The 26,725-nt window shown below is 72.1% G+C and carries 28 protein-coding genes; 17 read left to right on the plus strand and 11 right to left on the minus strand.

All coding sequences use genetic code 11. From position 1 onward, the window contains the following. The first annotated feature begins 2 nt into the window (after positions 1 to 2). Complete coding sequence (locus tag ACN20J_RS06380) at positions 3 to 320, plus strand: DUF4387 domain-containing protein (RefSeq protein WP_419665469.1); 318 nt, start codon at positions 3 to 5, stop codon at positions 318 to 320. A gap of 64 nt (positions 321 to 384) precedes the next feature. On the opposite strand, the gene ACN20J_RS06385 is transcribed toward ACN20J_RS06380, so the two are convergent. Further along, positions 385 to 963 (minus strand): TetR/AcrR family transcriptional regulator, encoded by a 579-nt coding sequence (locus ACN20J_RS06385; protein ID WP_189838801.1) that lies wholly within the window; start codon positions 961 to 963, stop codon positions 385 to 387. Between the two features lie 107 nt (positions 964 to 1,070). On the opposite strand from ACN20J_RS06385, the gene ACN20J_RS06390 reads away from it, so the two are divergent. The 4 genes from ACN20J_RS06390 (at position 1,071) to ACN20J_RS06405 (ending at position 3,803) form a co-directional block, all read left to right on the plus strand. Then, entirely contained in the window at positions 1,071 to 1,517 is a 447-nt protein-coding gene (locus ACN20J_RS06390) for an anthrone oxygenase family protein (protein WP_419665470.1), read from the plus strand. A 192-nt stretch (positions 1,518 to 1,709) separates the two neighbouring features. Next, positions 1,710 to 2,702, plus strand: coding sequence for a dihydroxyacetone kinase subunit DhaK (gene dhaK / locus ACN20J_RS06395; protein WP_189838799.1), 993 nt, complete (start codon positions 1,710 to 1,712; stop codon positions 2,700 to 2,702). A gap of 74 nt (positions 2,703 to 2,776) precedes the next feature. Continuing rightward, positions 2,777 to 3,376, plus strand: coding sequence for a dihydroxyacetone kinase subunit DhaL (gene dhaL, locus ACN20J_RS06400; protein ID WP_189838798.1), 600 nt, complete (start codon positions 2,777 to 2,779; stop codon positions 3,374 to 3,376). A 1-nt stretch (position 3,377) separates the two neighbouring features. Then, positions 3,378 to 3,803 (plus strand): PTS-dependent dihydroxyacetone kinase phosphotransferase subunit DhaM, encoded by a 426-nt coding sequence (locus ACN20J_RS06405; RefSeq protein ID WP_372505314.1) that lies wholly within the window; start codon positions 3,378 to 3,380, stop codon positions 3,801 to 3,803. Between the two features lie 11 nt (positions 3,804 to 3,814). On the opposite strand, the gene ACN20J_RS06410 is transcribed toward ACN20J_RS06405, so the two are convergent. Further along, positions 3,815 to 4,549 carry a glycoside hydrolase family 75 protein gene (locus ACN20J_RS06410; RefSeq protein WP_419665471.1) on the minus strand — a complete coding sequence of 245 codons (735 nt, stop codon included), beginning with the start codon at positions 4,547 to 4,549 and terminating at the stop codon, positions 3,815 to 3,817. A gap of 408 nt (positions 4,550 to 4,957) precedes the next feature. On the opposite strand from ACN20J_RS06410, the gene ACN20J_RS06415 reads away from it, so the two are divergent. From ACN20J_RS06415 to ACN20J_RS06425, 3 genes are all read left to right on the plus strand, one after another. Next, positions 4,958 to 5,908 (plus strand): fibronectin type III domain-containing protein, encoded by a 951-nt coding sequence (locus ACN20J_RS06415; protein ID WP_419668841.1) that lies wholly within the window; start codon positions 4,958 to 4,960, stop codon positions 5,906 to 5,908. Positions 5,909 to 5,989: 81 nt separating this feature from the next. Then, positions 5,990 to 6,931 (plus strand): LysR family transcriptional regulator, encoded by a 942-nt coding sequence (locus ACN20J_RS06420; protein WP_419665472.1) that lies wholly within the window; start codon positions 5,990 to 5,992, stop codon positions 6,929 to 6,931. 201 nt (positions 6,932 to 7,132) lie between these two features. Further along, complete coding sequence (locus ACN20J_RS06425) at positions 7,133 to 7,702, plus strand: hypothetical protein (protein ID WP_388464235.1); 570 nt, start codon at positions 7,133 to 7,135, stop codon at positions 7,700 to 7,702. Positions 7,703 to 7,827: 125 nt separating this feature from the next. On the opposite strand, the gene ACN20J_RS06430 is transcribed toward ACN20J_RS06425, so the two are convergent. From ACN20J_RS06430 to ACN20J_RS06440, 3 genes are all read right to left on the minus strand, one after another. Continuing rightward, a complete protein-coding gene (locus ACN20J_RS06430) occupies positions 7,828 to 8,382 on the minus strand; it encodes a PadR family transcriptional regulator (protein WP_189838793.1) in 555 nt (184 codons plus the stop codon). Positions 8,383 to 8,413: 31 nt separating this feature from the next. Further along, positions 8,414 to 10,429, minus strand: a complete 2,016-nt coding sequence (locus tag ACN20J_RS06435; RefSeq protein WP_419665473.1) for an FAD-dependent oxidoreductase — start codon at positions 10,427 to 10,429, stop codon at positions 8,414 to 8,416. 182 nt (positions 10,430 to 10,611) lie between these two features. Next, entirely contained in the window at positions 10,612 to 11,385 is a 774-nt protein-coding gene (locus ACN20J_RS06440) for a putative protein N(5)-glutamine methyltransferase (protein ID WP_419665474.1), read from the minus strand. Between the two features lie 307 nt (positions 11,386 to 11,692). Here ACN20J_RS06440 and ACN20J_RS06445 point away from each other — a divergent pair, with 307 nt between their 5' ends. Beyond that, positions 11,693 to 12,151 carry a MarR family winged helix-turn-helix transcriptional regulator gene (locus ACN20J_RS06445; RefSeq protein ID WP_361998210.1) on the plus strand — a complete coding sequence of 153 codons (459 nt, stop codon included), beginning with the start codon at positions 11,693 to 11,695 and terminating at the stop codon, positions 12,149 to 12,151. A gap of 55 nt (positions 12,152 to 12,206) precedes the next feature. Here the strand turns inward: ACN20J_RS06445 and ACN20J_RS06450 are convergent, their stop codons facing one another. Both ACN20J_RS06450 and ACN20J_RS06455 read right to left on the minus strand, forming a co-directional pair. Next, entirely contained in the window at positions 12,207 to 12,929 is a 723-nt protein-coding gene (locus ACN20J_RS06450; protein WP_361998212.1) for a GNAT family N-acetyltransferase, read from the minus strand. Next, positions 12,926 to 13,846, minus strand: a complete 921-nt coding sequence (locus tag ACN20J_RS06455) for a quinone oxidoreductase family protein (protein ID WP_419665475.1) — start codon at positions 13,844 to 13,846, stop codon at positions 12,926 to 12,928. The genes ACN20J_RS06450 and ACN20J_RS06455 overlap by 4 nt, the downstream gene beginning before the upstream one ends. 194 nt (positions 13,847 to 14,040) lie before the next feature. Between ACN20J_RS06455 and ACN20J_RS06460 the strand changes: the two genes are divergently transcribed. Both ACN20J_RS06460 and ACN20J_RS06465 read left to right on the plus strand, forming a co-directional pair. Then, complete coding sequence (locus ACN20J_RS06460; protein WP_361998218.1) at positions 14,041 to 14,646, plus strand: sulfite oxidase-like oxidoreductase; 606 nt, start codon at positions 14,041 to 14,043, stop codon at positions 14,644 to 14,646. 7 nt (positions 14,647 to 14,653) lie between these two features. Beyond that, positions 14,654 to 15,430 (plus strand): ferredoxin reductase, encoded by a 777-nt coding sequence (locus ACN20J_RS06465; RefSeq protein ID WP_419668842.1) that lies wholly within the window; start codon positions 14,654 to 14,656, stop codon positions 15,428 to 15,430. A 64-nt stretch (positions 15,431 to 15,494) separates the two neighbouring features. On the opposite strand, the gene ACN20J_RS06470 is transcribed toward ACN20J_RS06465, so the two are convergent. After that, on the minus strand, positions 15,495 to 16,382 hold the full coding sequence (locus tag ACN20J_RS06470) for a universal stress protein (RefSeq protein WP_419665476.1): 888 nt from the start codon (positions 16,380 to 16,382) through the stop codon (positions 15,495 to 15,497). 306 nt (positions 16,383 to 16,688) lie between these two features. Here ACN20J_RS06470 and ACN20J_RS06475 point away from each other — a divergent pair, with 306 nt between their 5' ends. After that, positions 16,689 to 17,273, plus strand: coding sequence for a hypothetical protein (locus ACN20J_RS06475; protein ID WP_419665477.1), 585 nt, complete (start codon positions 16,689 to 16,691; stop codon positions 17,271 to 17,273). 34 nt (positions 17,274 to 17,307) lie between these two features. On the opposite strand, the gene ACN20J_RS06480 is transcribed toward ACN20J_RS06475, so the two are convergent. Then, positions 17,308 to 18,666, minus strand: a complete 1,359-nt coding sequence (locus ACN20J_RS06480; protein WP_419665478.1) for an 8-oxoguanine deaminase — start codon at positions 18,664 to 18,666, stop codon at positions 17,308 to 17,310. Between the two features lie 112 nt (positions 18,667 to 18,778). Between ACN20J_RS06480 and ACN20J_RS06485 the strand changes: the two genes are divergently transcribed. The 3 genes from ACN20J_RS06485 (at position 18,779) to ACN20J_RS06495 (ending at position 21,459) form a co-directional block, all read left to right on the plus strand. Then, positions 18,779 to 19,747: an acetylxylan esterase gene (locus tag ACN20J_RS06485; RefSeq protein ID WP_419665479.1), complete on the plus strand. Its 969-nt coding sequence runs from the start codon at positions 18,779 to 18,781 to the stop codon at positions 19,745 to 19,747. Positions 19,748 to 19,757: 10 nt separating this feature from the next. Then, positions 19,758 to 20,165, plus strand: coding sequence for a nuclear transport factor 2 family protein (locus ACN20J_RS06490; protein ID WP_189838782.1), 408 nt, complete (start codon positions 19,758 to 19,760; stop codon positions 20,163 to 20,165). A 139-nt stretch (positions 20,166 to 20,304) separates the two neighbouring features. Then, positions 20,305 to 21,459, plus strand: a complete 1,155-nt coding sequence (locus ACN20J_RS06495) for a serine hydrolase domain-containing protein (RefSeq protein ID WP_419665480.1) — start codon at positions 20,305 to 20,307, stop codon at positions 21,457 to 21,459. 31 nt (positions 21,460 to 21,490) lie between these two features. Here the strand turns inward: ACN20J_RS06495 and ACN20J_RS06500 are convergent, their stop codons facing one another. Further along, positions 21,491 to 22,468: an anti-sigma factor RsbA family regulatory protein gene (locus ACN20J_RS06500; RefSeq protein ID WP_419665481.1), complete on the minus strand. Its 978-nt coding sequence runs from the start codon at positions 22,466 to 22,468 to the stop codon at positions 21,491 to 21,493. Positions 22,469 to 22,494: 26 nt separating this feature from the next. Continuing rightward, a complete protein-coding gene (locus tag ACN20J_RS06505) occupies positions 22,495 to 23,382 on the minus strand; it encodes an MEDS domain-containing protein (protein WP_361898483.1) in 888 nt (295 codons plus the stop codon). Positions 23,383 to 23,553: 171 nt separating this feature from the next. Between ACN20J_RS06505 and ACN20J_RS06510 the strand changes: the two genes are divergently transcribed. Together ACN20J_RS06510 and ACN20J_RS06515 are read left to right on the plus strand one after the other, a co-directional pair. Next, on the plus strand, positions 23,554 to 25,626 hold the full coding sequence (locus tag ACN20J_RS06510; RefSeq protein WP_419665482.1) for an ATP-binding protein: 2,073 nt from the start codon (positions 23,554 to 23,556) through the stop codon (positions 25,624 to 25,626). Positions 25,627 to 25,835: 209 nt separating this feature from the next. Continuing rightward, complete coding sequence (locus tag ACN20J_RS06515; RefSeq protein WP_419665483.1) at positions 25,836 to 26,657, plus strand: alpha/beta fold hydrolase; 822 nt, start codon at positions 25,836 to 25,838, stop codon at positions 26,655 to 26,657. Positions 26,658 to 26,725: the final 68 nt, after the last annotated feature.

Genomic DNA, 26,725 nt, shown 5'->3' on the forward strand with positions numbered 1-26,725 from the left:
CCATGGCCACGCTGCTCGACTACTGCTCCCTCGTCCGCTCCAAGAACGCCGGACCCTTCACCCTCACCCTCGACTTCATGTGTCACGACCAGCGCACCTACGAGGCACTCACCAGCACCGGAATCCTCAACCGGGCGCTGTTCGCCGGGCTGTTCAACACGGACGAGAACGAGATCCTGGTGGTCAACCACCGCCACGCCCTCGCGGTCAAGGTCTCCCTGCCCCGCCCCTCCGTACAGGGCGACCAGCACGACAGCGACTGCTACGCCGGCCAGCAGTACGCCCCACTGATGGAACTCCAACTGCCAGAACTCCCGTGAGCGATGCCGTAGGCAGGCAGCCGGGGCCGGAACACCCCGACCACCCACCCGTCCTGACGGTGTGTCAGAGCATGGCAAGCCGGTCCACCAGCAGTTCCACCCTCCGCTCGGCGTCCCCGGGCGGTAGCCGTCCCGCCCGGGTCAGGGTCGCCAGCCCATGCAGGGCCGCCCAGAACACCTCGGTGAACAGCGCCGGGTGGACGCCGTCCCCGGCGACCTCGCCGAGGTTCTCCAGCAGGGCGGCGAAGGCGTCCTTCAGAGGCGCCGGGGTCTCCTCCTGCGCGAACGCCAGGCCGCCGTCGAGCTGGAACATGGCCTCGTAGACCGCCGGGTTGCGTTCGGCGAAGTCGAGGTAGACGCGGGCGAGGGCGGCGACCCGGGCGCGCGGACCGTCCGCGGCGGAGGCCGCGGCCCGCAGCGCCACGGCCATCTCGGCGGCACCCTCAAGGGCGACGGCGCCGATGATCTCGCGCTTGCCTCGAAAGTGGCTGTAGAGGACGGGCTGGCTGTACTCGATGCGCTCGGCGAGCCGGCGGGTCGTGACCGCGTCCCAGCCCTGCTGCTCGGCGAGTTCGCGGGCCGTCGCCAGGATGAGGCGTTCGCGGCCCGCCCGTTCCCGCTCCTTGCGTTCCTGTACCGACATGAAGGAATCCTAGCACCGCTAGACAATCGAGCGGCAGAAGGTCTAGCGTTGCCTCATCTTCTAGCAACGCTAGATTCAAGGGCGCTGGATTCAAGGAGGGGTCAGCAATGCTCAACGCACTCGAGGTCTTCACCACCGTGGCCGTCGGCGTGATGGTGGGGGTGGAGTTCTCCGTCGCCTTCTTCGTCAACCCGATCCTCGACGGCCTCCCCGGCGACAACGGCCTGCGCGGCCGCACCCACGGGGCCCGGCTGCTCGGCGCCGTGATGCCGTTCTGGTACGTCGGCTCGCTCGTCCTCGCCGCGGTCTGGGCCATCGCCGGCCGGCACGACGAGGGCGCCGGCCTCGTCGTCACCGCCGCCGCGCTGCTGATCCTCAGCGTGGTCATGTCGGTCCTGCTGCTCGTCCCGATCAACAACCGGGTCAAGACGTGGACCGCCGAGGGCCTCCCCACCGACTGGAAGCAGCAGATGAACCGCTGGGACCGCTTCCACTACGTCCGCGTCGCCGTCATCGTCGCCGCCTTCACCCTGCTGGCCGCCGCCCTCGCCTGAGCCCGCGAACCGAGGTCACGCAGCACAGTCGGCGGATCAGCCCCCAAGTTCTGGCAGGCCCAGGAGCGTCCATGCACGTGACCTTCACTGCCACAAGGTCGATACTTCCGACAGAAGCGCTTACTCCGACTCACTCCGACCAGCGGGAACACAGGCAGTCTGCTCGCCTGTTCGGCTCACCAGGAGGTACCCATGAAGATGCTCATCAACGTCGCGGAAACCGTTGTCGCGGACGCGCTGCGGGGCATGGCGGCCGCCCATCCCGAGCTGATCGTGGATGTCGAGAACCGGGTGATCGTACGGCGGGACGCTCCGGTGCCCGGGAAGGTGGGGCTTGTTTCGGGTGGTGGTTCGGGGCACGAGCCGCTGCACGGCGGGTTCGTGGGTCCCGGGATGCTGTCGGCGGCCTGTCCCGGCGAGGTGTTCACGAGTCCGGTGCCGGACCAGATGGTGCGGGCGGCGGCAGCCGTGGACAGCGGCGCCGGTGTGCTGTTCATCGTGAAGAACTACACCGGTGACGTGCTCAACTTCGACATGGCGGCGGAACTGGCCGAGGACGAGGGCATCCAGATCGCCAAGGTCCTCGTCAACGACGATGTGGCCGTGACCGACAGCCTCTACACCGCCGGCCGCCGTGGCACCGGCGCGACGCTGTTCCTGGAGAAGATCGCGGGCGCGGCGGCCGAGGAGGGTCAGCCGCTGGAGCGGGTGGAGGCACTCGCCCGGCAGGTCAACGAGAACTCGCGCAGTTTCGGCGTCGCGCTCAGCGCCTGCACGACTCCGGCGAAGGGCAGCCCCACCTTCGATCTGCCGCCCGGGGAGCTGGAGTTGGGCGTCGGCATCCACGGCGAGCCGGGCCGGGAGCGGCGGGCCATGATGACCTCGCGGGAGATCGCCGACTTCTCGGTGAACGCGATCCTGGAGGACATGAGCCCCCGCAACCCCGTCCTGGTCCTGGTGAACGGCATGGGCGCCACTCCGCTTCTGGAGTTGTACGGCTTCAACGCGGAGGTGCAGCGGGTGCTGACCGAGCGCGGCGTTCCGGTGGCGCGCACGCTCGTCGGCAACTACGTCACGTCGCTCGACATGGCCGGCGCCTCGGTGACCCTGTGCCAGGTCGACGAGGAACTGCTGCGGCTGTGGGACGCGCCGGTGCGTACGGCGGGCCTGCGCTGGGGCGTGTGACGCCGGGGTCTGTGACGATCCCCGCCCCAGCGCCGGTACGGCCGGTCAACTCCCTTACCCAGCAAGGAGATCCAGTGCTCGACGCCGACTTCTTCCGCCGTTGGATGACGGCGACCGCCGCGTCCGTGGACCGAGAGGCGGAACGGCTGACCGCCCTCGACTCGCCGATCGGCGACGCCGACCACGGCAGCAATCTGCAGCGCGGCTTCAGGGCCGTGGCGGCCACGCTCGAGAAGGAGGCACCGCAGACGCCCGGCGCCGTCCTGATGCTCGCCGGACGGCAGCTGATCTCGACGGTGGGCGGCGCGTCCGGGCCGCTGTACGGGACGCTGCTGCGCCGCACGGGCAAGGCGCTCGGTGACGCGGCCGAGGTCGACAAGCAGGAGCTCGCTCAGGCGCTGCGCACCGGGGTGGACGCCGTGATGCAGCTCGGCGGGGCCGCGCCCGGCGACAAGACCATGATCGACACGCTGGTGCCCGCGGTCGACGCGCTCGGCGAGTCCTTCGCGGCGGCACGGACGGCCGCCGAGGAGGGCGCCCTCTCGACCACGCCGTTGCAGGCCCGCAAGGGCCGGGCGAGCTACCTGGGCGAGCGCAGCATCGGACACCAGGACCCCGGTGCCACCTCCTCGGCCCTCCTGATCGCGGCGCTCGCGGAGACGGCAGGTGAGTGACGTGCCGGGCACGACAGGAGGCGGGGAGAAGCTGGTGGGCATCGTGCTCGTGTCGCACAGCGCGGCGGTGGCCGCCTCGGTCGCCGAACTGGCGACGGGGCTCGCCGGCGGCGGTACGACCGCTCCGGTGGCACCCGCGGGCGGCATCGAGGGCGGCGGCTTCGGCACCAGCTCCGAGCTGATCTCGGCCGCCGCCGCGGCCGTGGACCGGGGCGCCGGTGTCGCCGTCCTCACCGACCTCGGCAGCGCGGTCCTCACCGTGAAGGCACTGCTGGCCGAGGGCGACGAACTCCCGGCGGGCACCCGTCTGGTGGACGCGCCCTTCGTCGAGGGCGCGGTGGCGGCGGTCGTCACGGCGTCCACGGGGGCCGACCTGGCGGCGGTGGAGGCCGCAGCGGCAGACGCGTACAGCTATCGGAAGGTGTGAGACGGGCGCCCTCAGCGGGCCTCGTTCCGGCGGATGAACTCCCGGGCCAGTCGCTCGCCCTCGGCGACGGCCGCCCGGGGGTTTTCGATGGGGGACACGCCGGAGCCCTCGAAGAAGATGTACGTGACCCCGGAGGCGGCCCCGCCGCCCTGCGGGTCGGGGCGGATGCCGAGGCCCCGGGCCGTGGCGTACGACGCCTCGCCGATGAGGCCCTCGGGGCCGAGGTCGCCGACGACCGCGTACTGCACACGGTCGCCGTGGATCACGGCGGCGACCGTGCCGCTGCGGACGCCGTGTTCCTCGTGGTCCCAGATGTGGCTGGCGGCGGGCACGACGACGTACGGAAGGGTCTCTGCGCTGAGATAGTTGCCGTCGGACTGCCGGAAGGCGGTGGTGTCGGCGAAGAGCGGGTCGGTGCTCTCGTTGCAGTACGGGCCGCGGCGGCCGTCGCAGTCGATGTCCAGGTCGGCCTTCCAGAAGACCGCGCCGCGCTTTCCGCAGACGGGGATGTCCGCGGGCGCCCCGTCGTCGGTCCGGTAGAGGCCGTGGGAGACGGGCACGCAGTCGCGCACCGCGGCCAGCAGGTCGTCGGCCCGGACACCCCCCGCGGATCCGGCGTTCCCCGGGGGGCCCGCGTTCCCCGCGCGCTCGTGCACGGCATCCGGCAAGGGAGCGACGTCGGAGATCGTCGTGGGGGCGAGCAGGGCAGCGCCGGCCGCGGCCAGCGTCAGCGACTGGGCACGCACGATAAGAGACCCTCTCCTGGGCGGGCACTGACGAACACTCAGCCCAATCTGGTGGGGGTTCGATCACGCGGCCACCGTTGGGGGGCCGTACGGAGCACGCCCGATGACGTCTCGTCGGGGGCCGGGCGGCCGGAGCCGATGTCGGCTCCGGCCGCCCGGCCGCCCTCGCCGGCGCGGGATCAGCGACGACAGCGTTCCGCACCGTGGGCATGAACTTCCCTACGACAAGGGCGAGTTCAGCCGCGAAGAACATCAGCATACGTAACGTCCGATCGATATCGCGAACACGGCCCTCTTGATGTGGTCACGCCGACCAGGTCATATTGGTCCGGACCATTCCCGTCGAGGGAGGGCAGGGCTGTGCGACGCGTACTCCTGCGAGCCGCGGTGGTCTGCGGCGCGTTGCTCATGGTGGTGTCCTGCGGCTGGGGCGGCGAGGGCCCGGGCGCCGACCGGCCGCCCGCGGCCCCGGCGGGCGTCACCGCGGCGGCGGGCAGCTCCACCAGCGTGCACGTCATGTGGAACCGGGCCTCCGGGAAACCCGAGGTCGCCCACTACGAGGTGTATCGGGGCACCACGATGGTGAAGGAAGTGCCGGGTTCGGACCACATGGTCGACATCACCAGGCTCAAGCCGTCGACCAGGTACGCCTTCTCCGTAAGGGCCCGGGACGCCGACGGACGGCTCGGACCGCCCAGCGAGCGGGTGTCGGCCACCACTCCGGCCGCGACCGCCGCCGACGGACGGGCCCCGACCACCCCGGAGCGCCCTCGCGGCAAGGCGGCCGGCAGCCGGGCCGCCCAGCTGTCCTGGGACAGATCCACGGACAACCGTGGCGTGGCCTCGTATGACATCTATCAGGGCGATTCGAAGATCCACAGTGTGGGCGGCGCACAGTCGGCGACCGTGGTCACGGGGCTGCGGCCCGGCACGCGGTACTCCTTCACGGTCCGGGCTCGGGACGCGGCGGACAACGTCTCGCCCGCGAGCGCGGCCGTACGGATCACGACTCCCGCCGGTTCGGGGGACGGGAAAGGCACCGGTCTGGCGCCCACCGGCTTCCGGGCCTCGACGCATCGCACCGATGGGGCGTACTACCTCGACCTCTCCTGGATTCCGCCGGACGCCGAGACGATCGACGGGGTGATCACGGAGTACCAGATCCAGCTCGACCGGCAGCCCGCCACCTCGCTCGTCTGGGGCGGGACGGCCCCGCGCGACAAGGCGACGTACAGCTTCTACGTGGGGCGGGAGGCCGGGGTCACCCAGCGGGTGCGGATCAGGGCGAAGCTGCCCGACGGGACCTGGAGCGGCTTCTCGGCGGAGCGGACGGTGACGACGGGAGCGGCGCGGCCGTAGGGCGGGGCGGCGGCGCCGCGGGGCAGGAGCGGCGGATGCCCGAAGGTGGTCCGGCCATAGACGGAGCCTAGGATTCTCCGTATGCCCCATAGGGAATCCAATGGCACCGCCGCGTCCGCCGCCCCGCTCGATCTCTCGCTGCTGCGGACCTTTCTCGCCGTGCACCGGGCGGGTTCGTTCACGTCCGCGGCGCGGCTGCTGGGGCTTTCGCAGCCGACGGTGACCACGCAGATCCGGTCCCTGGAGGACCAGTTGGGGCGTGAGCTGTTCGAGCGGCGGCCACGCGGCGTGGTGTCGACCTCGGTCGCCGACGAGCTGGCCGCGCGGGTCGCGGCGCCGCTGGACGCGCTCGCGACGGTCACGGACCGCGGCGGGTTCGGTGCGGACGTGGTGCCGGAGCCGGTCCATGTGGCGGGTCCGGCGGAGCTGCTGTGCACGCGGGTGCTGCCCGCCCTGGCCCCGCTGACCGGGCAGGGGGTGCGGCTGCGAGTCACCACCGGACTGACCGACGGTCTGCTGGAGGGGCTGCGCGGCGGCCGATTCGACCTGGCGATCGCCACGTCACGGCCGCGCGGGCGCACACTGAGCGCGGCGCCACTGGCGGACGAGGAGTTCGTCCTCGTGGCCGCCTCCGCGTGGGCCGGGCGGATCGGCCGGGACCGGGTCGCCGCCGAGGGGCCCGCCGTGCTGCACGGGGTGCCGCTGATCTCGTACGCCGAGGATCTGCCCATCGCGCGGCGCTACTGGCGGCACGTCTTCGGCGTACGGCTGACCGGCCAGGCGGCGGTCACGGTGCCGGATCTGCGCGGCGTCCTCGCGTCGGTGGTGGCGGGCGCCGGGATCTCGGTGCTCCCCCGCTATCTGTGCCTCGACGAGCTGGCCTCCGGCGCGCTGGTCACCCTGCTGGACCCGGAGGACCCGCCGATCAACACCGCGTATCTGGTGCGGCGCCCGGGGGTGTCGGACAACCCGCATGTCGCGCTCGTCGCGGAACGGATCCTGGCGGCCGGCCGGACCTGGTGACGGCCGGCGGAAAGTAGCGGGCCGCTCCGGTGGTGCGCCACCGGCGGTCGGCCGGACGAAGGAATTCGTCACCTGCCCGGTCCCGGCCCGCGTGCGGAACCGGTGATCCTCGCATTGGCTCGGTCCGAAGGCGCACGGGCGTTCCCAACCCTCGGCGGCGCATGGGATGTACCGCCAACCGTGCTGTCGGAGGGCAGTTCTATGCGTATGACCCAGATGCTCGTCCGCTCCGGCCTGACCGTGGCCGCCGCCGCGCTGCCGCTGACCCTCACCGCAACGGAAGCGGTCGCGGTGAACACGGCCATCAACGTGACCACCAGCGGCACGACGGTGCAGGTGACCACCAGCGACTGTGCCACCAGGTCCAACGGCTCCATGGGGAATGCCTCGCTGCTCTCCAGCGGTCAGGCCAACTTCGCGCAGGGGCGCCAGGCGACCTTGTCCGGGACCAGCACCAGCCAGGCCGCGGCCTGGTCCAACGTCACCACCGGCACCTACACCGTCATCGTGGTCTGCGCCGACGGCACCACGGCGGGCACCCAGTCCGTCACCGTCTCCCCCGTCTCCAGCCCCACGATCTCCGCGACTGCGACGGCCACGGCCACTGCGACCTCGTCGGCATCACCGTCGCGCGGCGTCATGGGCGGTATGGGCGGCGGTACGAAGGACTACGGCGCCGCCACCTACGCGGCGGGCGGCGTCCTCGTGGCGGCGGGTGTCGGAGCCACCGTCTGGGTCCTGCGCCGACGCGCCAAGCCGCACCGGCTGTGAGCACGGCGGCGGTCCGGAACCCCGACCTCGAAGCCCGGAACCCCGGTCCCGACGGGGAGGCCGGGCCGCCGCCGAGCACCTGAAACAGCGACCACCCGAATCCGGATCACCCGACATCCCGACCGTCAGGACGCCGGATCCTCCGCGGGCAGCCGCTGGAACTCGTCCAGCGCGTGCGTCAGCCAGCGCGTCCAGAAGGTCTCCAGGTCGATCCCGGCCCGCAGGACGAGGTGCTGAAGACGGTCCTGCGGTGCGTCCTTGCCGGGCGGGAAGTCGCGCTCCTGGATCTCCTCGTACTCCGCCAACTGCCGCTGGTGCAGGTCGAGATGGCGTCGCAGGTCCGCCTCGATGCCCTCCGTGCCGACCACCGCCGCGGCGCGCAGCCGCAGCAGCATCGTGTCGCGCAGCGGCTTGGGGTCCTGGGACGCGGCGGTCCATCTGGCCAGTTCGGCGCGGCCCGCGGGCAGGACCTCGTACCGCTTCTTCTGTCCCCGGGCGGGCTGCTGCGTCGGGAGGGCCCTGATGTGTCCGTCTGCCTCCAGTTTTCCCAGCTCGCGATAGATCTGCTGATGCGTCGCCGACCAGAAGTAGCCGATCGACCTGTCGAAGCGACGGGTCAGCTCCAGCCCCGACGACGGCTTTTCGAGCAGGGCGGTGAGGATCGCGTGCGGGAGTGACATGGAGTCATCCTAGGGACGGACCGCAGGGCCCCTACAGCGCCGCCGCCAGCTCCGTGCCCTGCTTGATGGCCCGCTTGGCGTCCAGTTCGGCCGCCACGTCGGCGCCGCCGATGAGGTGCACGCTGCGGCCGTCGGCGCGCAGCGCCTCGTACAGGTCGCGGCGCGGTTCCTGGCCCGTGCAGAGCACGATCGTGTCGACCGGGAGGACGGAAGCCTGACCGTCGACGGTGACATGCAGTCCGGCGTCGTCGATGCGGTCGTACTGGACGCCCGGGACCATGGTGACGCCGCGGTGCTTGAGCTCGGTGCGGTGGATCCAGCCGGTGGTCTTGCCGAGGCCTCCGCCGACCTTGGACGGCTTGCGCTGCAGGAGGTGGACGGTCCGCGGCGGGGCGGGCCGCTCGGGGGTGCCGAGGCCGCCCGGCGCGCGGTAGTCCATGTCCACGCCCCAGTGCCGGAAGTACGTGGCCGGGTCCTCGCTCGCCTTGTCGCCGCCGTCGGTCAGGTACTCGGCGACGTCGAAGCCGATGCCGCCCGCGCCGAGGATCGCGACACGGTCACCGACGGGCACGCCGTCGCGCAGCACGTCGAGATAGCCGACGACGCTGGGGTGGTCGACGCCCGGGATCTCGGGGGTGCGCGGGCTGACTCCCGTGGCGACGACGACCTCGTCGTACGCGGAGACGTCCTCGGCGGTGACCGGGGTGTTCAACCGCACGTCCACGCCGTGCAGTTGGAGCTGCGTGCGGAAGTAGCGGATCGTCTCGTCGAACTCCTGCTTGCCGGGGACCTTGCGGGCCACGTTGAGCTGGCCGCCGATCTCGGGCGCGGCGTCGTAGAGGGTGACGTCGTGGCCTCGCTCGGCGGCGCTGACCGCGCAGGCAAGTCCGGCCGGGCCCGCACCGACCACGGCAACCTGCTTGCGCCGCCTGGTCGGTGAGAGGACGAGCTCGGTCTCGTGGCAGGCCCGCGGGTTCACCAGGCACGACGTGATCTTGCCGCTGAACGTGTGGTCAAGGCAGGCCTGGTTGCAGCCGATGCAGGTGTTGATGGTCTCGGGGCGCCCGGCCTCCGCCTTGGCGACGAAGTCCGGGTCGGCGAGCATCGGGCGGGCCAGCGACACCATGTCGGCGTGGCCCTCGGCGAGCAACTCCTCAGCGAGTTCAGGGGTGTTGATGCGGTTCGTCGTCACGAGCGGGATCGACACGGCACCCATGACCTTCTTGGTCACCCAGGCGTACGCGCCCCGCGGCACCGAGGTCGCAATGGTCGGGATCCGGGCCTCGTGCCAGCCGATACCCGTGTTGATGATGGTCGCCCCGGCCGCCTCGACGGCCTTGGCGAGCGTGATGACCTCGTCGAAGGAGGATCCGCCCGGGACCAGGTCCAGCATCGACAGCCGGTAGATGATGATGAAGTCCTCGCCGACCGCCTCCCGCACCCGGCGGACGATCTCGACGGGGAACCGCATGCGGTTCTCGTACGAACCGCCCCAGCGGTCCTCGCGTTTGTTGGTCTGAGCGGCGATGAACTCGTTGATGAGGTAGCCCTCGGAGCCCATGATCTCGACGCCGTCGTAGCCGGCCTGCCGCGCGAGACGGGCGGCCCTGGCGTAGTCGTCGATGGTCCGCTCGACCTCGTCGTCGGTGAGCGCGTGCGGCGGGTACGGGCTGATCGGCGCCTGGAGCGCGCTCGGGGCGACCAGGTCCTGGTGGTAGGCGTACCGCCCGAAGTGGAGGATCTGCATCGCGATCTTCCCGCCCTCGCGGTGCACCGCGGTGGTGATCCCGGTGTGCTGCTCGGCCTCCGCCTCGGTGGTGAGCTTGGCCCCGCCCTCGTACGGGCGGCCCGCGTCGTTGGGGGCGATGCCGCCGGTGACGATGAGGCCGACACCGCCGCGCGCCCGGGCCGCGTAGAACTCCGCCATACGCTCGAAGCCCCGCTCGGCCTCTTCCAGGCCGACGTGCATGGAGCCCATGAGCACGCGGTTCGCCAACGTGGTGAAGCCCAGGTCGAGCGGTTTCAGCAGATGCGGGTAACGGCTCATGGGCCCCTCCGTACGCGGTGTCGTCATGTCTTTGTAGACGACGGCGAGGGCCTTTTGCAACTAGTTGCACAATGGCGTGCCACACAGAGGGCCGCCGGGGTGTTGCACATGCGGCTCCGCCGAGTGGGCGCGAGCAGCCACAGCCGACCCGTACCGCACCCGCACCCGCAATCCCGCAGCCTCTAGCTCCCCTTCACGCCGATCACGACGTTCGCGTACAGCTCCTCCGAGACCTCCAGCCTCGGTATCAGCCCGGCATCGGCGAGGATCTCGACAGCGAGGCCCGCCTGGCGCTCACTCGTCTCGACGAGGAGACTCCCGCCGGGCGCCAGCCACCGCGGCGCCTCCACGGCGACACGACGCAGGACGTCGAGCCCGTCCCCACCCCCGTCGAGCGCCACCAGAGGCTCATGGTCACGGGCCTCGGGCGGCAGCAGCCCGACCTCGCCGCTGGGCACGTACGGCACATTGGCGGCCAGAATGCCGACGCGCCCGCGAAGGGCACACGGCAACGCGTCGAAGAGATCCCCCTCGTAGACATGAGCACCCGCACTCACGTTCCGCCGAGCGCATCGCACCGCGGCGGGATCGACATCGGCGGCGTGCAGTTCGACCCCGGGAAGCGCGGCGGCGAGCGCCGCACCCACCGCGCCGGAGCCACAGCACAGGTCCACGACGACGGGGGCCTCGGGGGCGAGCGCGACGGCCTGCTCGACCAGGAACTCGGTGCGGCGGCGGGGCACGAACACACCGGGTTCCACGGCTATGCGCAGGCCCCTGAACTCGGCCCAGCCCAGGACGTGTTCGAGGGGCAGGCCCGCGACGCGGCGGTCCACCATCACGGTGAGTTCGGCAGGCGTACGAGCAGTGGAGAGGATCAGACGTGCCTCGTCCTCGGCGAAGACACAGCCGGCGGAGCGGAGCGCGGTGACGACATGTGCGTAAGAAGGTGGCATGGAAGCCGAGAGCCTTTCGGGAAGCCGAAGGGCGCCCTCCAGGTCACCTGATGCCGGTGAGGCCCTGAGGCGAGAGCACCCGAGCTGACACAGCGGTAATGGGGCCCACCTCCTCGGTCCGTTCGCGGCTGGGGCGGTCCGCAGCCGGACGGCAACATTACACGGCGCCGACTCCGGCCGGGACCCGGTCTCCGACCCTCGCCACCTCGCACCCGAGGCACCTCCAGACGCGGCACCCGAGACGCCTCTAGTTGCATGAGGCAACCACTTAGTTGTACGGTGCAACCAGAAGAGGAAGGAAAGAACCGTGAACGCAGCCGACGTGTCCATCGAGACGATCCACCACGAGCTGACGGCCTTCGCCCGCCGCGCCCGGGCCTCGGCGGGACGTCTGCACCCCGAGCTTTCACTGGTCTCGTACACACTGCTCGGCCATCTCGAAGACGTCGGTGGCTGCCGCGCCACCGACCTGGCCGCGCACTACGCCCTGGACAAGTCCACGGTCAGCCGCCAGGTCTCGGCCCTCGAACGCGCCGGGCTGGTCGAGCGCCGCGCCGATCCGCAGGACCATCGCGTCCAGGTGCTCCACCTCACCCCCGCCGGCAAGGAGATCCTCGCCCAGGTGACCGCGAGCCGCCGGGTGGCGTTCCGCGAGCGGCTCGCGGGCTGGCCGGAGGAGGACCTGGAGCGGTTCGCCGGGTATCTGCTGCGGTACAACGCGGCGGCGGGCGGAGTGACGTTCAGGACCGCGCCCGCGAGCGACTGAGGCACGCCGGAACCACGAGCGGGCCGGTGGCAGGCCTAGCGGCCCGCCACCTCACCTATGCGACCCCCAACGTCTCCCGGTCGCCGAGCAGTTCGGGCACCCGCGCCCCCACGAACCGCGTCCTGCGCCGCAGCCGGAAGCCCATCGCCTCGTAGAGCCGGATGGCAGTGGTGTTGCCGGCGGCGGCGTGCAGGAACGGGGTCTCGCCCCGGGCGCGGATGCCGTGGGCGACCGCCAGGGTCAGCCGGGTCGCGAGGCCCTCGCCGCGGAAGTCCGGATCGGTGCAGACCGCGCTGATCTCGGTCCAGCCCGGTGGATGCAGCCGCTCCCCCGCCATGGCGATCAGGTTCCCGTTCCGGCGGATCCCGAGATACGTGCCGAGTTCGACGGTCCGGGGCAGGAACGGGCCCGGCCTGGTCCGCTCGACCAGGTCCAGCATCTCCGGTGCGTCGGCGGGCCCGAGCAGTACGGCCTCCGGCTCGGGTGCGGTGGCCAGGCCGTCGTCCACGAGCTGTACGCCGTCCAGGCTGAACGTCACTTCCCAGCTGTCCGGGATCCCCCCGTCGAAGGCGGGCAGCCCCAGCTCCTCGCCGGGGCCGACGAGTGCCGCGAGATCGGCCCAGTCGTCGGCGTCCGGCTCGTCGGGCAGCGCCAGCCAGGGCGACACGTCGACGGGGTAGCGCAGCACCCGACCGCGCTGCTCGGCGAAGTGGGCGTGCGGGCCGGTCAGCGAGCCGAGCGCGGGGTTGTCCAGCGGATGACGGGCACCGCCGCTCATATGGCGACCTCGATCACGACCTTGCCGCGCGTGTGGCCCTCCTCGACGGTACGCAGCGCCTCCCCGGCCCGTTCGAGGGGGAAGGTCTGCGTCACCAAGGGGTCCAGCCTGCCGTCGGCCACCAGCCGGGCCACCTGGTCGAGCACCGCGGCGGTACGGGCCCGCGCGACGGGCGAGCCACCGAGGCGCGCCACGATGTCCTTGCCGCCCGCGGTGATCAGCTTCGTCCGGTCCGCGACCAGCTCGGCCGCGGCTTCCAGGACCTCACCGCCGACCACGTCGTAGACGGCGTCCACACCGTCGGGCGCCACGGCCCGTACGCCGTCGGCGAAGTCGGGGCCCGACGGCACATGCACGGCGCCGAGCGACTCGACCAGGTCCTTCTTGCCCGCGCTCGCGACACCGATGACGTTCAGTCCGTCGGCGCGGGCGATCTGGATCACCGAGACGCCCACACCGCCGCCCGCGCCCGTGACCAGCAGGGCCGAACCGGCCGGAAGGTCCAGCTGACGGATTCCGTCGTACGCGGTCGCCGCCGCGACGGGCAGGGCGGCTGCGTCCGTGAAGGAGACACCGGCGGGCTTGTGGGCGGTGACCGCCACGGGGAGCAGCACGTACTGGGCGAACGCTCCGGCGACCGGGTTGCCGAAGACCTCGTCCCCGACCGCGAAGCCCGTGACGCCCTCGCCGACCTCCTCGACGACTCCGGCGGCCTCGTTGCCGAACACCGCGGGCACCGCGCGCGGCTGCTGGCCGGGGCGCTGGTAGCCGGTGCGCTGCTTGGAGTCGACGGGGTTCACGCCCGCCGCCCGTACGGCGACCAGCAGCTCGCCGGGTCCGGGGCTCGGGCGGTCCTGGTCGACGAGTGCTTCGGTCTCGGGGCCGCCGTACTGGGTGAAGACGTACGCCTTGGGCATTGCTCCGTCACTCTCCTTCGCACCGGGGTGTCAGTAGCGGCAAGGAAGATCACGGGGTTGCTATTCCCGGGCCGCCGGACTGTTCATGCGGCCGCAATGATCCGGGGAAGGGGCTTGCGGGCTGGCCCGGTACCGTGGAGGGCGTACGCAACGATCAAGGGCCGCCGTCCGGCAGGCCTGGAGGCACCTCCCACATGAACGTCACCCGAGGCTTCACCGGGCGCCCGCGCGTCCGGAACGACGGGCTGCCGCCCGGCCAGTACGACGCGGGCGACGACTGGCCCGTCCTGTCCGCGGAGGTCACACCGGACCTGACGCCCGCGGAGTGGACGTTCACCGTCGACGGCCTGGTCGCCGAGCCGCGCACCTGGACCTGGGACGAGGCGCACGCGCTGCCGCCGTCCGCCTACGAGGGCGACATCCACTGTGTGACGAGCTGGTCGAAGTTCGGGGTGCGCTTCGGGGGCGTGTCGCTCGACGCGTTCCTCGACACGGTCCGCCCGGCGCCGGAGGCCACGCACGTCGTCGCGTACTCGCACACCGGATACACCACGAACCTCCCCCTCGGGGATGTCACCGGCGGGCGCGCCTGGATCGTGTGGGAGTACGGGGACGGGCCGCTGCCCGCCGAGCACGGTGGTCCGGCGCGGCTGATCGTGCCGCATCTGTACTTCTGGAAGAGCGCCAAGTGGATCGCGGGGCTGAGGCTCCTGGACCACGACGAGCCGGGCTTCTGGGAGCAGAACGGCTACCACCACCGCGGCAACCCCTGGGAAGAGCAGCGCTACTCCGGTGACTGAGACCACCATGTCCGTTACGGACTCCACGCCGTCGGCCGGCTTCACGCCGCCGACCCGCTTCGCCGTGCCGGGGCGGATCGCCGTGAGCAACCGCGCGGCGGCCACCTGGCAGCGCGCCACGCTCACCGAGGTCCGCCGGGAGACCCCGCACGCGGCGACCTTCCGGTTCGCCGTGCCGGACTGGGAGGGCCATCTTCCCGGGCAGCACCTGATGCTGCGGCTCCGGGCGGGGGACGGCTATGTCGCCCAGCGGCACTACTCGATCGCCTCGCCGCCCGACGACGCCGGGCACATCGAGCTCACCCTCGACCATGTCGACGGCGGTGAGGTGTCCGGCTGGTTCCACACGGTCGCCAAGCCGGGCGACGAGGTGGAGGTGCGCGGCCCGCTCAGCGGCTTCTTCGCCTGGCCGGGCGACCGGCCCGCCCTGCTCGTCGGCGCGGGCTCCGGCGTCGTACCGCTGATGTCGATGGTCCGCCACCACCGCGCGCGGGGGCTGTCGGTGCCGCTGCGGCTGCTCGTGTCGGCCCGCAGTCCCGAGGAGCTGATCTACGCGTCTGAGTACGGCGCCGAGACCACACCCGTGTTCACCCGCACCGCGCCGGAGGGTGTACCCGTGGGACGTGTGTCGGCCGCACATGTGGCGGCGCTCCTGGCCGACGGGCCCGAAGGTGGGTGGGAGGCCTATGTGTGCGGTTCGAACGGGTTCGCCGAGCATGCCTCGCGGCTGCTGGTGGACGCCGGCCAGCCGGTGGACCGTATCCGGATCGAGCGCTTCGGCTGATCGGCCCGAGTCGTGCGGCCGGTCCGAGACATGTGGCCGGCCCGACTCGCGCGGTCGGCCTCACTCACGGATGCGGCACCACGGCGACCGGGCACGTGGCGTGGTGGACCAGGGAGCGTGCAGCGCGGCCCAGGCCCGGGCCGGCCGAGGCGCGGCGGCCGATGACCAGCAGTCCGGCCCGGGCGGACGCCTGCAGCAGATGGTGCCCGGCGTGCCCGTGGGCGACGCGCTCGGTGACCTCGGTCTCCGGGTACTTGTGGCGCCATGGCCCCAGGGTCACCGCCAGGGAGCGGGACTTGGCGTTCTCCTGCTCGGCCGTGTCGCCGGGCGTCCGACCGCCGTCGAGGTAGCCCCGCCGCGGGGACGGCGTCCAGGCGTGCACGACGTGCAGCGGCGCCGAGCGGACCGTGGCGGTGTCGAAGGCGTGGCCGATGAGGCCGTCGGCGGGGTGGGCGAGGTCGAGACCGAGGACCACCGGCAGGTACGGGGCCCTGGCCGGCGGGGTGGTCCCGTCGACCGGCATCCGCTCGTCCTCGGGGAGTTCGCCCGCGCGCACCAGCACCACCGGGCGCTGGGCCCGTGCGGCCACCGCGAGCGCGACCGAGCCGACGAGGAATCCGGCGAAGCCGCTGAAGCCCCGCGAGCCGAGGACCAGGGTCTCCGACTCCGCGGCGGCGGCGACCAGCGCCGGGACGGCAGGCGTGTCGGTGCGGCGGGCGATGATGTCCAACGCCGGGTGGCCGTAGGAGAGTTGGACGGCGGCCCGGTCGAGGGTGGTACGGACGGGCGCGCCGCCCGGGGGCCGTGCGGGTTGGGCGGGTTCGGCTCCGGCGTGCAGCAGCCGTAGGGCGACCCCGCGTCGCTCGGCTTCTCGGGCCGCCCAGTCGGCGGCGTCGAGACTCGCGCGGGAGCCGTCTATGCCGACGGTGACGGTCCGGGTGTCCTTGTTCATGGCTCGTACCTTTCGAAGCTCATGCCTCCTGCCTTTCGCCCGTGTGTCCCGGGGTACCCCTCTCGCGTGTCGCGCGGATGCCCTCGTGGTGATCGCCACCCCGGTCGCACACACGACTTCCCGGTCGCACACAGGACGCGGGTTCCACACCGGGCGCGGATCAGTCGTGGGCGGCTGGCGAAGTCGCCCGACCAAGAGGACGGTGGAAGGTGGGCGGCGTACGCCGGTGAGGTTGTGACGAGAGGCGGTAACGGTCACGAGCGGTGCCGGGAGGCGCGAGCGGTCGAGCGGTGAGGAGGCCGGGAGATGCGGACGCGGATGCGGGGCTGGCGATGGCGGCGCAATCCGCTGCGGCGCCGCTCGGACGTGGTGGAGGCGTGGACCGCACTGTGTGTCGCGGTCCTGCTGTGCGTCGGCGGCCCGCTGGCCGGGATCGCCGCGGGCTGGTGGGCGTACGACGGAGCGCGGACCAGGGCCGAGGAGCAGCGCACCCAACGGCACCGGGTGCCCGCCGAGGTCACCGAGCACGCGCCCGCCGCGATGCCGGCCTCGGAGGGCGAGCGGCAGCCGACCTACCGGGTGACCGTCCGCTGGACCGAGCCGGGCGAGCAGCCGCGCACGGACAAGGCGCGGGTACCCGCCGGCACCCGGAGCGGCGACCGCACGTACATCTGGCTGGACGACCGGGGCCGGGTCGTGCCCGCCCCCGCGGACGGCACCGCCGTGTGGCAGCACACGCTGTCGGCGGGCGCCTGCGGCACGGCTCTGTTCGCGGGCGGTGTCCTGGCCGGGTACGCCGTCGTACGACGGGTCGCCGCACGCCATCGCCTCGCCGAGTGGGAACAGGAGTGGGCGTACACGGGGCCCGAATGGCGACGTCACTGCACCTGAGCGGATCCGCCGGTGATCAGCCTTCGGCGGGGGGTCAGCCGAGGCGCTGCATGCTCCGCGCGATGCGCCCGTGCTCCCGCAGCGCGTCACGCAGTCCGGGCAGCACCGGCTCGCCGCGGTCGACGAGGACTCGGCCGCCGACCACCGTGGTCCAGGCGCGGCCGGGGCCGCAGCGCAGCCAGGCCTCGACGGGGTCGCTCAGCGCGCCCGCGAGCGCGACCTCGTGGAGGTCCCAGACGACGAGGTCGGCGCAGGCGCCCGGCCGCAGATGCCCCAACTCGTCGGCGCGGCCCAGGCATTGGGCGGAGCCGCGGGCCGCGATGTCGAGGGCGTCGCGGGCGGTCATCGCGCCGGGCCCGCCCCGGTAGCGGCCGAGCAGGAGCGCGCCGCGGGTCTCCATCCACAGCGAGGCGTGGTCCGTGGAGGCGGAGCCGTCGCAGCCGATACCGACGGGCAGGCCCAGCTCGCGCATCTCCTTCACCCGGGCCGTGCCGCCGCCGATGAGCATGTTGGAGCTGGGGCAGTGCGCCACCCCGACCCCGGCCCCGGCGAGGCGCCGCAGCTCGGCGTCGTTCGGGTAGATGCAGTGCGCGACCCAGCTGCGGTCGCTCAGCCAGCCCGTGTCCTCGAAGTACTCGACGGGCCGGCAGCCGTACGTCTCCAGGCAGTACGTGTCCTCGTCGCGGTCCTCCGCGAGATGCGTGTGCAGGCGTACGTCGTACCGTTCGGCGAGTTCCGCGGTCGCCGTCATCAGTTCCTTGGTGACCGAGAACGGCGAGCAGGGGGCGAGTGCGACCCGGACGAGCGCGCCCGGTTCCGGGTCGTGGTGGGCCTTGATCAGCCGCTCGCTGTCGGCGAGGACCTCGTCCTCGGTCTGCGTGACGCTCCTCGGCGGCAGGCCGCCGTCCTCCACCGACCGGGTCATCGAGCCGCGGGTGGCGTGGAAGCGGAACCCGATGTCCCGCGCGGCCCGGATCTCGGCGTCCACGAGGCGCGGGCGCGGATGGACGTAGAGGTGGTCGGAGGAGGTCGTGCAGCCGCCCATCAGCAGCTCGGTCATGCCGACGTACGCCGACACGTAGACCGCCTCCTCGTCGAGCGCGGCCCACAGCGGGTACAGCGTGGTGAGCCAGTCGAAGAGGGAGCCGTTCACCGCGGGCGCGTAGGAGCGGGTGAGGTTCTGGTAGATGTGGTGGTGCGTGTTGATCAGTCCCGGGGTGACGATCCGGCCGGACGCGGACACCGTCGAGCGGGCCTCCGGTTCGGCCCCGGGACCGCCGACGACAGCGACCCGGCCGTCCGTGACGGCCACCCAGCCGCCCGGGATCTCCCGTTCCCCGTCCACGACGAGCAGTTCGGCGTCCTTGACCAGCAGGTCCACGGCAGGCGGCATGGCGTCATCGTAGCCAGGACGGGCCGGCCCGCGGAGGAGGTCTGGCGGCCCTCCGGCCACCCCCGTACGGTGTGATCATCCGCACCCTTATTCGTAGCAAAGGCGGTCTTCCATGGCCTTGTTCGACCTTCCTCTCGATCAGCTCCGGACCTATCGCAGCGCGTCCGTCGAGCCCGAGGACTTCGACGCCTTCTGGGGCAAGACGCTTCAGGAGGCGCGCGAGCACGGTCTGGACGCCCGCTTCGAACCCGTCGAGGCGCATCTGAAGAACGTGAAGGTCTTCGACGTCACGTTCGCCGGGTTCGGCGGCCACCCGGTGAAGGGCTGGCTGACGCTTCCGGCCTGGGCGAACACACCGCTGCCGACGGTCGTCGAGTACATCGGCTACGGCGGCGGACGCGGCCTCGCGCATACGCATCTGCTGTGGGCCTCGGCGGGCTTCGCGCACTTCGTGATGGACACGCGGGGACAGGGCGGCGCGTGGGGCGGCGGCGGTGACACGCCGGACCCGGTGGGCAGCGCGCCCGCGTATCCCGGGTTCATGACGCGGGGCGTCGACGCTCCCGAGAACTACTACTACCGGCGGGTGTTCACCGACGGGGTACGGGCCGTGGAGGCGGCCCGCTCGCACGAGTTCGTCGACTCCGAGCGCGTCGCGGTGGTCGGTTCGAGCCAGGGCGGCGGCATCTCGATCGCGGTGGGCGGACTGGTGCCGGACCTCTCGGCGGTCGCGCCGGACGTGCCGTTCCTGTGCGACTACCCGCGCGCGACGACGCTCACGGACCGCGATCCGTACCGGGAGGTCGGCAACTACCTCAAGACGCACCGCGGTCGCACCGAGCAGGTGCTGCGCACGCTCTCCTACTTCGACGGCGTGCACTTCGCGTCGCGCGGCAGCGCTCCCGCCCTGTTCTCGGCGGCGCTGGAGGACCAGACCTGCCCGCCGTCGACGGTCTTCGCTGCCTTCAACGCGTGGGGGCACGACGACAAGGCGATCGAGGTGTACGACTTCAACGACCACGAGGGCGGCGGCCCGTTCCAGGAGGCCGTGAAGCTGGCCTGGCTGCCCCAGCGCTTCTGAGGCGGCCGGAATGGAGACGCGCGAGGCGGCCGAGCGGTTCGTCCGGGTGTGGGAGCGGGCCTGGGCGCGGCACGACGTGGACGCGCTGCTGGCGCTGTACGCCGAGGGGTGCGTCCACCGGTCGATGCCGTTCCGCGAGCCGCATCGCGGGCGGGACGAACTCGCCGCGTATCTTCGCTGGTCGTTCGCCGACGAGCGGGTCGTCGATGTGCGGTTCGGGCCGCCGGTGATCGGTGAACACGGCCTCGCCGTCGCCGAGTTCAGGGTTCTCGCCGAGGAGGGCGAGGGGCCCTCGACGCTGGCCGGGTGTGTCTTCGTCCGCTTCGACGCGGAGGGCCTCGCCGTGGAGACGCGGGACTACTGGCACTCCGCGCCGGGGCATCAGGAGCCGGCGGGGTCGTCGCTGTTTCTTGGCTGAACGCGCCGACTTCACCGATCCGGCTTCAGAGCCCGCACACGCGCCGTCCGACCGCTTCCCTCCTGTCCGACCAGTCGGTATGTTCAGGGAGGCCGAGCGCCCTGTCGCGCCCGGCTTCCCGGCGGACGACGGAGGAGCCATGTCTCAGGTTCAGGGTCGGTGCGAGACTCGCTTCGAGGCGGTGCGGGCCGCGTTCGAGGCGAACTTCCGGGAGCGCGACGAGCTGGGCGCGGCCGTGACCGTCACGGTGGACGGCGAGACCGTGGTCGACCTGTGGGGCGGCTGGGCGGACGCGGCCCGGACACGCGCGTGGGAGCGGGACACGCTGGTCAACGTGTGGTCGACCACGAAGGGGCCGACAGCGCTTTGCGCGCACATCCTGGCCGACCGCGGGCTGCTCGACCTGGACGCGCCGGTGGCCACGTACTGGCCGGAGTTCGCCGCGGCGGGCAAGGAGGCCGTGCTCGTACGGCATCTGCTGTCGCACCGGGCGGGTCTGGCCGGGCTGCGGGAGCCGCACTCGCTCGAGCAGTCCCTCGACTGGGAGCTGACCACGAAGCGGCTCGCGGCGACGGAGCCCTGGTGGGAGCCGGGGACGGCCTCGGGCTACCACGCCTTCACGTACGGCTACCTGGTCGGTGAAGTGGTGCGGCGCGTCTCGGGGTTGCTGCCGGGCGCGTTCCTGGAGCGGGAGGTGACCGGGCCGCTCGGCATCGACTTCACCATCGGCCTGCCGGAGAAGGAGGCCGGGCGCGCGGCCGAGCTGGTGCATGCGCCGGCCGCCTCGTCCAGTGAACAGGCCGCGATCTTCAGCCAGTTGACGCCGGTGGCGCTGGCCGCCCTGGCCAATCCCGTGCTGGGCGCGGCGGAGGCCAACACGGCAGCGTGGCGGGCCGCGGAGATCCCGGCCGCCAACGGACACGGCACCGCCCGCGCGGTCGCCGCGCTGTACGGAATCCTCGCCGGGCGCGGGTCGTACGGCTCGCAGCGCGTTCTCTCCGCGGAGGCCGTCGAGCGGATCCGTGAGGGACAGGGCGCATGCCGGGACCTGGTCCTCGGGGCCGGTTTCCAATACGAGACGGAGATCGGCCTGGGCCTCTGGCTCAGCGGCCCCGGCCGCTCCTACGGCCCGAATCCGAGGGCGTTCGGGCATGACGGCTTCGGCGGTTCCTGCGGTCTCGCCGACCCGGAGGCGGGTGTCTCGCTGGGCTATGTCATGAACCGCATGGGCACGCACATCGCCGACGACCCACGGAAGATGGCACTCGTCGACGCCGTCTACAGCGCGCTCTGAACACCGACGCGGATTCGGCCCCTCCCTCCTGTCACACGGCTGCTGCGCTTCTCCGGAAGTACAGGCGTACGACGGAGCCCGTGGGGTCCAGCGTCTGAGTGGCCAGGTCGCTCAACTGCCGTACCACCCACATCCCGTGGCCGTTCGGGGCGCGCGGGCCGGGTGGCAGATGTCCCGGGAACGGCGGGGGCGGTGCAGGTGGCGCGGCCGGCGTGCCGGTGTCGGAGATCTCGCAGATCACGTACCCGGAGTCGCAGCGCAGCCGCAGGACGCCCCGACCGCCTCCGTGGCGCACGGAGTTGACCACCGCCTCGTGCACCGCGCTCACGATGTCGTGTGTCAGCTGCTCGGACACGCCCAGGCCACGGGCGTACGCGGAGACCGCGCGCCGCACATGTGCCGACCGGCCCCGCGCGAAGGGAACGTCGTCGCGTCCCGCGGGGAGGACCGGCGGCCGGGTCGTGTCGCACTCGGCGTAGAAGTCGGCCGGGTCCACGTAGCGGCCGCAGTGTGCCGACCGCCTTGGGCCCAGGGCGAGTTCGGGATGGGTGCGGACCGCCGAGCGGATGATGTCCACCGTGAGGGCGCGGGTGTCGTACGGGCAGAGGATCCAGTGGCCGGTGCCCGCGAAGGCGATGTTGAGCAGGGACTCGTAGCGCGTCCACTCCCGGACCTCCAGGGCCGTACGGTCCGACCAGACTGGCTCGCCGATGACCCGGATCCCGCGCGGCCGGCCGGTCGCATCCGTGTCGTGGGCGGCGCAGTAGGCGTTGTAGCGGCCCAGGGTGCGGGACGGACTGCCGTACCAGTCGTTCGCGTCGACGAACTCGACCTCGTCGGAGCGGTGGCCGAGCGCCTCGTCGAGGAGGCCGATGTTGTGGGACGCGACGACGGCGAGGACGGTGTCGCCGGCGTCCAGGCCGTCGCGGGCGAAGGTGAGCGTCCCGTCGAGGAACTCCTCGTCCGAGCCGTAGCAAAGCGCCTGGTGGACGAACCGCGTACGGCTCACGGCGCCGCTCCTTCCGCCAAGTCCTCTTACTGGTGCGCTTGCTCCACGACCAGCCCGGGCACCCGGTCCCAGCCGGTGACCCGCATCAGCCGCTGGATGTGCGGGGCGACGCCGTGCAGGACGAGGGTGCCGCCGGACGCGGACAGGGCACCGCCCGCGAAGACCAGCAGGCGCAGCGCGCCGACGTCGATGAAACGCAGGTCGCGCAGGTCGATCCGGGTGCGCATCCCGTGCACCGGGCGGGCGCGGGCGCGGGCCGTCTCGGCGTGCAGGGCGCGGGCCAGGGCGGTCACGTTCGTGTCGTCGACCTCGCCGGCGAGCGCGAGACCGGGCGGGGCGAAGGTGCGGGTGATGGAGAGCAGTTCGTCGTGCCAGACGAGGTCGGCGGCGACCCGGCCGTGGTGCAGTCCGTCGAGAGGGGCCAGCTCGCCCTCGTCGAAGACCCGGCGGTCGTACTGGCAGATGCCGAGGACCGGCAGGGACGCGAAGACGGGTTCGAGGAGGAGTTCGCTGTCGTGCAGCGTCTTGAGGCCCTTGCCCGCCTGGCCGCGCATGATCTCCATGCTGACGCGCAGGCCGAGGTAGCCGTCACCGACCGCGCGGCGCGTCTCGCGGCGGATCACCTCGTCGAGGTCCCACAGGCCGTCGGGGGTCGCGAGGTGCGGGTCCACGGTCAGCCGTCCGGCGGCGAGTTCGTCGTCGACGGCGCAGCCGCGGGACTCCAGGAAGGTGAGGGCGAGGTCGGCCGGCAGATCGGCCGGGCCCAGCACCAGCCCGCGGTGGCCGCTGGCCAGCCCGTCCAGGAGGAACGCGGCGACCACGGTCTCGCGCTCCTCGTCCGCTTCGTAGCCCAGGAGCAGATGGTCCCCGGCGCGCATCTCTCCGACTGCTCTCGGTGCGGGCACGGTGTCCATCCCCCGCACCTCCCAAGGGCGCCGCTTCGGCGTGCCGGAACGCATCCACGCTACGCCCAATACGGCCTCGGCGTGAGGGCGAAGGCCCTATTACCGGTCACCCGGACAGGTGTCGGACACGGGCGTTCCCGGGCGTTAGGGTGACCGCCATCGGTCGGGTGAGGGGGAGCGATGGTGGCCTCGGTACGCAACGGCATGACCGGCAATCTCCCCGCCGAGTCCAACGCCTTCATCGGCCGCAGATCCGAACTGGCCGAAATCTCCGCCCTGTTGGGGACCGCGCGGCTCGTCACCCTCACCGGCCCCGGAGGCGTCGGCAAGTCACGGCTGGCGCTGCGGGCCGCACACACCGTGAGGGCCGCCTTCCCCGGCGGGGTGTGGCTGGTGGAACTGTCCGACCTCAAGAACCCCGACCTCCTCACAAACGCCCTGGCCGAGGCGACCCGGCTGACCGAGCAGACGCTGCGCCCGCTCCTGGAGGCCGTCTACGAGCATCTCGACGACGGTCCGCTCATGCTCGTCCTGGACACCTGCGACCACGTACTGGACGAGTGCGCGCGTGTCGTGCAGGAACTCCTCGCGCACGTACCCGAGTTACGGGTTCTGGCCACCAGCCGTCAGCCATTGGGCGTGGCCGGCGAGCATCTGCTGTCCGTGACGCCGCTGCCACTCGGCGAACGCGACGACGCGGTGGCGCTGTTCGCGGCCCGCGCCGCGGCAGCCGTGCCGTCGTTCGCGCTGACCGACGCCAACCGGGCGAACGTGGCGGCGGTCTGCGCCCGCCTCGACGGGATACCGCTGGCCCTGGAACTGGCCGCCGTGCGGCTGCGCGGCTTCGCCCTCGACCGGCTCCTGGCAGGCCTCGACTCCCGGTTCGACCTGCTCGTCTCCCCCGCCCGGCCGCGGCTCGCCCGGCACCAGACGCTGCGTACGGCGATCGGCTGGAGCCATGAGCTGTGCACTCCGCTGGAGCGGCTGCTGTGGGCCCGCCTCTCGGTGTTCGCGGGCGGCTGGGACGTGGAGGCGGCCGAATTCGTGTGCCACGGGGGCCCGTTGGACGCGGAGGAGATCCTGGCGCTGCTCGCGTCGCTCACCGAGAAGTCGATCGTGACGCGCGAGGGCGACGGGGTGGCCGGGCGCTACCGCATGCTCGACACGGTCCGCACCTTCGGCGCCGAGTGGCTCGAAGGTCTCGGTGAGCAGGACACCGTACGCGGCCGTCACCGTGACTACTTCCGCTGGATCGCGCGCCAGGGCCAGGCCGAGTGGCTGGGCCCGGGCCAGCGGATGTGGGCCGAGCGGCTGAGCGTGGAGCACGCCAACCTGCGGGTCGCTCTGGAGGAGTGCCTGACGGCGCCGGAGCCCGAGACGGCACTCGAACTCGCGGGCACGCTCTGGTACTTCTGGTTCGCCTGCGGCTTCGCAGAGGAGGGCCGCGGCCACCTGGAGCGCGCACTGCGCCGGGCGCACCACAGCGGCCCCGAGCACACGCTGGCGACCTGGGCACACCGGCTGGTCACGGTCGTGCCGGACGACCTGGACGCCGCGGAGTCGGTGAGCGCGGCGTACGTGTGGCTCGCCGAGGAGCGCCAACTGCCCGTGCCCGCGCTGCCGTTGACCGGGGCAAGTCTCGCGGTGCGCGGGGAGTCGGCACGGTCCGCGCTGCTGTACGGCAGCAGCACGCAGGGGCCGGGCGGTGGGGGCGGAGCGGAGTTCTTCCAGCTCCTGACGCTGGCGCTGCAGGCGTATCTCCTGGCGGGCCAGGGCGCGTTCGAGCGCTGCGCGGCGGTGGCCGAGCGGCTGCGCGCCGACTGCGCCAAGCGCGGTGAACTGTGGATGCGGGCCTGGGGCGACTTCTTCGTCGCCCTCGCCGGGATCGGGCTCGGGCGGCCGGACGACGCGCTGGTCTCCGCGCGCGAGGCGCTGGCCGCCAAGTGGCGCGTCCACGACCGGCTCGGTGCCGCGGCCGTCGCCGACCTGCTGGTCGCGGTGGAGGCCTCCAGCGGCGAGCCCGAACGCGCCGCCCGCCTCCTGGGCGCGGGCACCCGCCTCTGGCACGCGGCCGGACTCCCCCAGCTCGGCGACACCGGGACGACCGTCTTCCGCCGGGAGTACGCACGCCACCTCCGCAAGGCCCTCGGCGAGGAGGTCTTCGCCGAAGCGGTGCGCGAGGGAAGGGAGTTGAGCCCGGAGGCGGCGGTCCTGCTCGCACTGGACGGCGTACTCGACGAACCGGATCTCTGAGCGGCACCGGATCTCTGGGCGGCACCGGGCCTCTGAACGACACCGGTCCGAGAATGCCGTCACGTGACGGATGGCAGATGTGCTGTGCGGGCCTAACCTCGAAGGCATGTCCGAGACGGCCACCGAGATGCCGAATCGGGCCCACTCGCTCACCATCGACAAGGGGCCACCTGCAGAGATCCTTAATGTTCGAAAGGAAAGGCACCCCCATGGGAACCTTCACCACCGGCGACGGCACCGAGATCTTCTACAAGGACTGGGGCACCGGACAGCCGGTCGTCTTCAGTCACGGCTGGCCCCTCAACGCGGACGCCTGGGACGGACAGGCCCGGCTGGTCGCCGACAACGGCTTCCGTGCCGTCGCCCACGACCGTCGCGGTCACGGCCGCTCCGGTCAGCCGTGGCAGGGCAATCACATGGACCAGTACGCGGACGACCTGGCGGAGCTCCTCGACGGGCTCAACCTCACCGACGTGGTTCTGGTCGGCCACTCGACGGGCGGCGGCGAGGTGACCCGGTACGTCGGGCGCCACGGCACCGCGCGGGTCGCCAAGGCCGTGCTGCTGGGAGCCGTACCACCGCTGATGCTCAAGACGGACGCCAACCCCGAGGGCACCCCGCGGGAGGTCTTCGACGGCATCCGGGCCGGCGTCGAGTCGGACCGCTCGCAGTTCTACTGGGATCTCAGCGAGGCCTTCTACGGCTTCAACCGGCCCGGTGCCACGGTCTCGGAGGGCCTGCGCCGCTCGTTCTGGATGTGGAGCATGCAGGTCGGGCTGAAGGCCGCGTACGACTGCGTCGAGCAGTTCTCCGAGCAGGACTTCACCGAGGACCTGGGGCGCATCGACGTGCCCACGCTGATCGCGCACGGCGACGACGACCAGATCGTGCCCATCGTGGCGGCCGCCCAGAAGTCGGCGCAGCTCGTCAAGGACGCCACCTTGAAGGTGTACCCGGGCGCTCCGCACGGCCTGGTCGGCGAGTACGAGAAGGCCTTCAACGCGGACCTGCTGGCCTTCATCAGGAGCTGAGGCGGGTTCTTCGGTAGCTGAGGCATCTTCGTCGGGAGCCGAGGCCCGCGGTGATCGCTTCGCGGGCC

It is taken from the genome of Streptomyces sp. 2-1 (assembly GCF_048564895.1).
Classification (GTDB): domain Bacteria; phylum Actinomycetota; class Actinomycetes; order Streptomycetales; family Streptomycetaceae; genus Streptomyces; species Streptomyces phaeochromogenes.